The organism is Streptomyces anatolicus (assembly GCF_019400875.1).
GTDB classification, from domain to species: domain Bacteria; phylum Actinomycetota; class Actinomycetes; order Streptomycetales; family Streptomycetaceae; genus Streptomyces; species Streptomyces anatolicus.
Genome location: NZ_WMBF01000856.1, coordinates 1 through 1,084, shown reverse-complemented (window position 1 = coordinate 1,084; position 1,084 = coordinate 1). Strand labels below are relative to the sequence as shown.

At 71.2% G+C, this 1,084-nt stretch carries 1 protein-coding gene; it reads left to right on the top strand.

Features of this window, described 5'->3' with window-relative positions; all coding sequences use genetic code 11:
- Positions 1-42: 42 nt before the first annotated feature.
- The coding region (locus GKQ77_RS32980; protein WP_308117862.1) for an alpha/beta fold hydrolase at positions 43-1,084 on the top strand (1,042 nt) is incomplete at its 3' end.

Here is a 1,084-nt window from a genome sequence, read left to right as displayed (position 1 = left end):
GCGCTTAGGGTGGGCCTGGGGAGAGAGCCCTGGGAGGTTGCCGTGCGGGGAACTGTCGCAGTCGGCGCTATAGCCGTGCTGACCGTCCTGGGAACGGGCGCCCCCGCTCTCGCCCCACCGGCGCCGGGCCGCCCCGACCTTTCGCGGTACTACACGCAGAAGATCAAGTGGGGCGCCTGCAAGGACGCGACCGAGGCCATGGCGGACGCCACCGGGCACGCCAAGGACGTTCAGTGCGCGGATGTGACCGTTCCGCTGGACTACGCCAAGCCCGCCACCGGCACGGTGAAGCTCGCGATGATCCGGATGAGGTCGAGCGCGAGCGGCGAGCCGCGAGGCTCCCTGCTGTTGAACTTCGGCGGCCCCGGCGGCCCCGGAGTCTCCGCGCTGGCCGGAGCGCAGAAGGAGTTCGGCTTCCTCAGCAAGGGCTACGACGTCGTCTCCTTCGACCCGCGCGGGGTGGGCCAGAGCGACCCCGTCAGCTGCGGGGACGCCGACGGGCAGACCGAGCCCGTGGCGGGGGAGGGCGACGACCCGGCCGCCGTACTCGCCGAGTTGCGCAAGGTCGCCAAGGAGTGCGAGGCCAAGTCCGGTCCCGTACTGCCGTACATGGGGACCATCAACGTCTCGCGCGACCTGGACGTCATGCGGGCCGCCCTCGGCGACAAGAAGCTCAACTACCTCGGCTTCTCGTACGGGACGCGGCTCGGTGCCGTATACGCCGCCCAGTTCCCGAAGAAGGTCGGGCGGATGGTGCTCGACGGCGTGGACACGCTGACCGAGCCCGTCGCCGAGCAGTCCCTCGTGACCGCCGAGGGACGCCAGACCGCCCTCGACAACTTCCTCACCTGGTGCACGGGGAACGCGGGATGCGTCTTCGGCACCGACGCGCGGGCCGCCCGGCACGGCATGGTCCAGCTCATCCGGGACATGGACGAGATGCCGCTGCGCTCCATGGACGGCGAGGAGTTCACGGGCCAGGACGTCGTCGGCGTACTCAGCCAGGCCCTGTACAGCAGGCAGGCGTGGCCCGCGCTGTCGCAGGCGCTCGGCGCGCTGCTCGCGGACGGTGATCCCCGGGCGC